The sequence below is a fragment of the Mesorhizobium sp. Root157 genome (genome assembly GCF_001427385.1).
GTDB lineage: Bacteria > Pseudomonadota > Alphaproteobacteria > Rhizobiales > Rhizobiaceae > Mesorhizobium.
Window position 1 is genome coordinate 75,120 of sequence record NZ_LMGJ01000038.1, and the last position, 6,533, is coordinate 81,652.

Consider the following 6,533-nt stretch of genomic DNA (forward strand, 5'->3'; position numbering starts at 1 on the left):
GCTATTCCTTCCACGGCCCCGAATAGTCGGCATAAAGCATGGCCGGGTCTGGCCGTGGGCGATCCGACACCGTACCTTCGTATGAGCCTATATGGACGAAGCCGATCACTCGCTCCTGAGGTGCCAAGCCGAGAAGCGCCCTGCCCTCCGGCACGTCGGAATACCAGTTGGTGATCATGTTGGTGCCGTAGCCCAAGGCGTTGGCCGCGAGCATAAGGTTCATTGCCGCCATGCCACCCGACAGGAACATCTCCCATTGCGGGATTTTCGGGTGATCCTTCGGACTGGACACCACGCCGATCACCAACGGTGCGCGCGAAAACCTTGCCAGTTCCTGATTGCGACGCCCCTCAGGCAGTTGCCCATCGCGCTGTTCTGCAAGCTCGGCCAACTTCTTACCGATCTCCTCACGCGCCTTGCCGCGATAGAGGATGAACCGCCACGGCGCCAACCGCCCATGGTCAGGCACCCTTGCGGCTACGGCCATGATTTTTGCGATTTCGGCATCGCTCGGCGCCGGCTCGCGCAGATCGGAAATCTGCACGGAGCTTCTGGCAAGCAGGAAGTCTAAGATCGGCATCGTCATGGGCACATTGTCCTTGGAATATCCACGAGTATCGGCTGGAACCTACTCTCGGAAGCGAGGTGGCTCGGGCTAGGAGCGGCATTGCCGCTATGGACGCATCCGCCGGGAGGGGAGGATGCTGTTAGGCCTTGAAATTGCCACCGCCTTGGGCTTCAACGCAAGGCATGTTTGCAGCGGTTCGCCATCTATCCCCGACCGTCTTCCTAGCCGCCGTGCTTGCGACCTCGGCGACGCTGGCCAGCGCGCAGTCGTTCGACATGGATGGCACGCCGCCCGACGCGCTCGAAGACCTCAAACTGCCCGATGTTTCCAGCTATGCCCCGCCCACCAGCGACACCCCTCTTGCGCTGGGAACGGGCGGCCAAATCACGCTCAGCGCCCAACTCACCGACAAGGGTGGGGAAATCACACGCGGCATGGTGTGGCGCGTGTTCAAGCCCGAACCTGGCTCAGACGGAAAGCTGCCGCTGGTCGCATCCGCGCATGGCGGCACTTCGGCGTTTGAGTTGGAGCCGGGAAGTTATCTCGTTCATGCCTCCTACGGCCGAGCCGGCGCCACCAAGCGCATCACTGTTGGCAAGGAGCCGCACCGCGAAAGCCTGGTGCTTGATGCCGGCGGACTGGAACTCGACGCGGTTTTTTCCGGCGGCGGCCGCATCCCTCCCAAGAAGCTGCGCTTTTCCATCTATGAAGGACACGCCGAAGCGAATGGCGAGCGCGCGCTGATCATTCCCGACGTACAGCCGAAAACGGTGGTTCGGCTCAATGCCGGCACCTATCATGTCGTTTCAACCTACGGGGTGGTGAATGCAATCATCCGATCCGACATCCGGGTCGAAGCCGGCAAGCTGACGGAAGCGACCGTCGAGCACCACGCTGCTGAAGTCACGCTGAAACTGGTGCGCGAAGCCGGCGGCGAGGCCATCGCCGATACATCTTGGTCAGTGCTGAACGAGGCTGGTGAATCTATCAAGGAAAGCGTTGGCGCCTTTGCCCCCATGGTTCTGGCGGAAGGCGACTACACGGCCATCGCCAAGAACCGCGATCGCATCTACCAGATGGACTTCAAGGTCGAATCCGGCCGGAACCATGAAATCGAGGTCGTCGCCTCAGAAGCCTCGGCCCTCGATCCGGAAGGCGCAGACTAGCCTCCTTTCGTGCATCGGCTGGTCCAATTGCCTGCTCCCGGCGTCACTTGCTTCCGGGGCACGGGCATGACAATTAGGCCCTGTTCTCAGGGCGGGGCGAAACTCCCCACCGGCGGTATGCGGGCTTGGTCCCGCGAGCCCGCGAGCGCCTTCCAACCGGAAGGGTCAGCAGACCAGGTGCGATGCCTGGGCCGACGGTTACAGTCCGGATGAAAGAGGACATGCAAGCGCTGCCGCGCATGATGCGGGCGGAAAGCTGGCATGTGATCGCCTTGGGTGACGTGTCTGTTGCTGAAAGGAGATCGCCATGACACACGCCCGCTACGCATTCGTCAAAGCCAATTGGCACAAGGATATCGTCGACCGCGCGCTGGAAGGGTTCACGCAATTGATCCCGCGCTCCGCCGTCGACGTGTTCGAAGTGCCCGGTGCCTTCGAACTTCCCCTTGTCGCGCGCGACCTTGCCCTGTCGGGCCGGTATGACGCGGTCGCTGCCGCCGCCTTCGTCGTCGATGGCGGGATTTACCGGCACGAATTCGTGGCCAAGGCTGTCGTCGAAGGGTTGATGCGCGTCAGCCTCGATACCGGCGTGCCGGTGCTTTCGGTGTCGCTCACCCCGCACCACTACCAGGAAACAGAGCACCACAACCGCATCTTTCGCGAGCATTTCGTCCAAAAAGGACGCGAAGCCGCACAGGCGGCTCTCATGATTGCCGAGACGCGGACACGGCTGGCTGCTTGACCTTGCACGGATAGTGAAACAGCGGTGGAGCGATCCACCGCCGTTTCGGGTGTTCTAGCGTTTGAGGTCGGGGGGCACCGCCTCTTCGCTCAGGGTCGCAACGGCCTCCTGAAGCGACAGCGAAACCTGATCCCGAGAACCGAGCCGGCGCATGTTCACCGTCTCTTCCTCGGCCTCGCGCTTGCCGCAGACGAGGATCACCGGCACCTTGGCCAGACTGTGCTCGCGCACCTTGTAGTTGATCTTCTCGTTGCGCAGATCGGCCTGCGCCATCAGCCCCGCCGCTTTCAACCGATTCACGACTTTTTCGGCGTATTCGTCGGCGTCCGAAGTAATGGTCGCGACCACCACCTGCACCGGCGCGAACCACAGCGGCATCTGGCCGGCATGGCTTTCGATCAGAATGCCAAGGAAGCGCTCCAGCGAGCCGCAGATGGCGCGATGGATCATCACCGGCTGCTTCTTTTCCGAATCCGAGCCGATGTAGAAGGCGCCGAAGCGTTCCGGCAGGTTGAAATCGACCTGCGTCGTGCCGCACTGCCATTCGCGCCCGATGGCGTCCTTCAGCGTGTATTCGAACTTGGGTCCGTAGAAAGTGCCCTCGCCCTCGTTGATGCCGGTCTTGATGCGGTTGTCCTCGCGCGCCATGCGGTTTAGCGCACGCTTGAGGATATCCTCGGCGTGGTCCCACATCACATCGGTGCCAACGCGCTTTTCCGGGCGAGTTGCCAGTTTCACCACCACTTCCTCGAAGCCGAAATCCTTGTAGACCGACATCATCAGGTCGTTGATCTTGAGAATCTCCGCCTCGAGTTGATCCTCGGTGCAGAAGATGTGCGCATCGTCCTGCGTGAAGGCGCGTACCCGCATCAGCCCGTGCAGCGCGCCGGACGGCTCGTAGCGATGCACATTGCCGAATTCCGCAAGCCGGATAGGCAGATCGCGGTAGGACTTCAAGCCGTGCTTGAATATCTGAACGTGGCCGGGGCAGTTCATCGGCTTCAAGGCGAAGATGCGCTGGTCCGCCTCGGGATCGTCGGGATGAGTGAGGGCATGCGCCGACTTCACCGCGAACATGTTCTCCTGATACCAGCCCCAGTGACCGGATGTCTCCCACAGAGACTTGTCCAGTATCTGCGGGGCGTTGACCTCCTGATAATCGTCGCCGAGGCGGCGGCGCATATAGGAAATCAGGTTCTGGAACATCTTCCAGCCCTTGGCGTGCCAGAAGACGACGCCCGGCCCTTCCTCCTGGAAATGGAACAGGTCCATCTCGCGGCCGAGGCGGCGATGGTCGCGCTTTTCCGCCTCTTCCAGCATGTGCAAATACTGGTCGAGTTGCGCCTGATCGACCCAGGCGGTGCCATAGATGCGCGTCAGCATCGGATTGTTGCTGTCGCCGCGCCAGTAGGCCCCGGCTACCTTCATCAGCTTGAAGGCGTTGCCGATCTGGCCGGTCGAGGCCATGTGCGGACCACGGCACAGATCGAACCAGTCGCCCTGCGCATAAATCTTGAGGTCCTGATCCTCCGGGATCGCATCGACCAATTCGACCTTGTAGGCTTCGCCCTTGTCGGCAAACACCTTTTTCGCCCGTTCGCGCGACCACACCTCTTTGGTGAACGGTTTGTTGCGCTGGATGATCTCGCGCATCTTCTTTTCAATCACCGGAAAGTCTTCGGGCGTGAACGGCTCGTTGCGGGCGAAGTCGTAATAAAAGCCGTTCTCGATCACCGGACCGATGGTGACCTGCGCTCCTGGCCACAGTTCCTGCACCGCCTCGGCCAGCACGTGGGCCGCGTCGTGGCGGATGAGTTCCAGCGCGCGCGGATCATCGCGGGTGACGATCTCGACCTTGCCCGACTTGCCAAGCGGGTCGGACAGATCGCGCACGGTACCGTCGACCACGTAGGCGACAGCCTTCTTGGCGAGCGACCTGGAAATGGATTCGGCAAGCTGCGCGCCGGTCGTCGCGGCGTCGTAGGTGCGGACAGAGCCATCGGGGAATGTGAGGGAAACGTCGGACATCGATTTTCTCCTGATCCAGTCCCGCAAACGAGCGCGGGTGGCGATATGCCGGATACTCCGGCGACGAGCGGTGTTCTAGTCAGCCAATTGTGAAGCGTAAAGCCGTCACGCGCTCAGATTTCCGGGCCGCCGCGCTTTTTTCCGATGGCCAAGTAGCGCCATGGCGTGAACCAACGATAACGCGGTTCCAACGCTTCCGGCACACGGTCGATGCCACGGGTGCCGCCCGGCCCGCAGCGCAGCACCCGAAACAGCCCCATCCAGCCGCCGGCCCACAGGCCGTGGCGGGCGATGGCCTCGTGGGCATATTCCGAACAGGTCGGCAGATGTCGGCAGGTGTTGCCGACGAAACCGGAAAGGGTGAGTTGGTAAAGCCGTATAACCGACGTGCCGAGCACGCGGCCCGGCGTCTTGCGCCACGGGCCGGCCCAATTGCGCCCCGCCGCAGCAGAGCGCGAGGCTGGCGGGTGGGAATGGCTGTCCGTCAAAAACTGCTATCCGCGTTTCAGGCCTTGTAGATGCAGCTTTGTGCCATCGAATTCAATCTCCGAACGCTGGCATCAAAGGTGCGTCAACCGGCTGTGAACGGTCCGTTGCCAATGCGGCCTGTTTGAATAGCACCAAGCTCGCCTCTATGTATCCAGCCAAGTCAGCCGCAACCTCTCATCGATTTGCGTCGGCGTTGTTCAAGGCGCCGGCGACCAAGAGAGTGTGCGCCGCAATCATGCCGGCACTGCCCGGCCAGGAGAGAGACCATGTCAGGGACCATCGAACTCGGACTTGATACATTCGGCGACGTCACTTTCGGCGCGGACGGAAAGCTGTTGGCGCAGGCGCAGGTCATCCGCAACCTCGTCGATCAGGCGGTGCTTGCCGACGAACTGAACATCGACTTCATCGGCGTCGGCGAGCATCACCGCGACGATTTTGCCGTTTCCGCCCCGGAAGTGGTGCTGGCGGCAATTGCCGCGCGCACGCAGCGCATCCACCTCGGTTCCGCCGTCACCGTGCTGAGTTCGGACGATCCGATCCGCGTCTTCCAGCGCTTTTCGACCGTCAATGCCATTTCCAACGGCCGCGCGGAGGTCATCCTTGGCCGCGGCTCGTTCACCGAATCCTTCCCGCTGTTCGGCTTCAAGCTCAACGACTACGAGACGCTGTTCACCGAAAAACTCGACCTGTTCGCGGCTTTGCTGAAGCAGGAGCCGGTGACCTGGCAAGGTTCGACGCGGCCGCCGCTCAAGGACCAGCGCATCTATCCGCCCATCGAGACCGGCACGCTGAAGACCTGGATCGGTGTCGGCGGTAGCCCGGAATCTGTGGTGCGCGCGGCGCGCTATCACCTGCCCATGATGCTGGCCATCATCGGCGGCGATCCCAAGCGGTTCCGGCCCTATGTAGATCTCTATCACGATGCGCTGAGCCAGCTTGGCGGGCCAAGCCTGCCGATCGGCGTGCATTCGCCGGGGCACATCGCCAAGACCGACGAGCAGGCGCGCGAGGAGCTTTGGCCGAGCTACAAGCAGATGCATGACCGCATCGGCGGCGAACGCGGCTGGGGTCCGACGTCCATCGCCAATTTCAATTCGGAAGCCGACCTCGGCTCGCTCTATGTCGGGTCGCCCGAAACGGTGGCCAAGAAGATCGCCAACACCGCAAGGGCGCTCGGCGTGGCGCGCTTCGACATGAAATACTCGTCGGGGCCGATGGAACACGCCAAGATGATGCGCTCGATCGAGTTGTTCGGCAGCAAGGTCATGCCGATGGTGCGGGATTTGCTTGCCAGCGACAAGGGCTGACAAGCCGGGTCAGACGGGGCGGGGCATATCTATTCGTTGCCACGCCCGCTTCCTCTCCTTCGTCATCCTCGGGCAAGCCTGAGCGCAGCGAAAGGCGCGACCCGAGGATGACGAAGAGATGGTTGCGCTTATTCATCGCCACGCTGCCTTTTCGGCCCTGGGAATCTTCTGCCCCGCCTTTAAGCTCGCTCGCTGCGCTCGTCGCTGGCGGGGACCCCGGATGGCCAGAC

The 6,533-nt window shown here is 62.1% G+C and carries 6 protein-coding genes and 1 riboswitch; of the genes, 3 read left to right on the plus strand and 3 right to left on the minus strand.

All coding sequences use genetic code 11. From position 1 onward, the window contains the following. Position 1: 1 nt before the first annotated feature. Complete coding sequence (locus ASD64_RS19510; protein WP_056108734.1) at positions 2 to 586, minus strand: nitroreductase; 585 nt, start codon at positions 584 to 586, stop codon at positions 2 to 4. A 128-nt stretch (positions 587 to 714) separates the two neighbouring features. Here ASD64_RS19510 and ASD64_RS19515 point away from each other — a divergent pair, with 128 nt between their 5' ends. Both ASD64_RS19515 and ASD64_RS19520 read left to right on the plus strand, forming a co-directional pair. Continuing rightward, the gene (locus ASD64_RS19515) at positions 715 to 1,734 is read left to right on the plus strand and encodes a hypothetical protein (RefSeq protein ID WP_413813620.1); all 1,020 of its coding nucleotides are present in this window, start codon (positions 715 to 717) and stop codon (positions 1,732 to 1,734) included. A 78-nt stretch (positions 1,735 to 1,812) separates the two neighbouring features. Next, positions 1,813 to 1,959: riboswitch (FMN riboswitch) on the plus strand. Between the two features lie 82 nt (positions 1,960 to 2,041). Beyond that, complete coding sequence (locus ASD64_RS19520; protein WP_056108737.1) at positions 2,042 to 2,476, plus strand: 6,7-dimethyl-8-ribityllumazine synthase; 435 nt, start codon at positions 2,042 to 2,044, stop codon at positions 2,474 to 2,476. A gap of 54 nt (positions 2,477 to 2,530) precedes the next feature. On the opposite strand, the gene thrS is transcribed toward ASD64_RS19520, so the two are convergent. After that, the gene (gene thrS / locus ASD64_RS19525) at positions 2,531 to 4,504 is read right to left on the minus strand and encodes a threonine--tRNA ligase (RefSeq protein ID WP_056108739.1); all 1,974 of its coding nucleotides are present in this window, start codon (positions 4,502 to 4,504) and stop codon (positions 2,531 to 2,533) included. A 113-nt stretch (positions 4,505 to 4,617) separates the two neighbouring features. Continuing rightward, a complete protein-coding gene (yidD, locus tag ASD64_RS19530) occupies positions 4,618 to 4,992 on the minus strand; it encodes a membrane protein insertion efficiency factor YidD (RefSeq protein WP_056108742.1) in 375 nt (124 codons plus the stop codon). 267 nt (positions 4,993 to 5,259) lie between these two features. Between yidD and ASD64_RS19535 the strand changes: the two genes are divergently transcribed. Beyond that, on the plus strand, positions 5,260 to 6,303 hold the full coding sequence (locus ASD64_RS19535; RefSeq protein WP_056108745.1) for an LLM class flavin-dependent oxidoreductase: 1,044 nt from the start codon (positions 5,260 to 5,262) through the stop codon (positions 6,301 to 6,303). Positions 6,304 to 6,533: the final 230 nt, after the last annotated feature.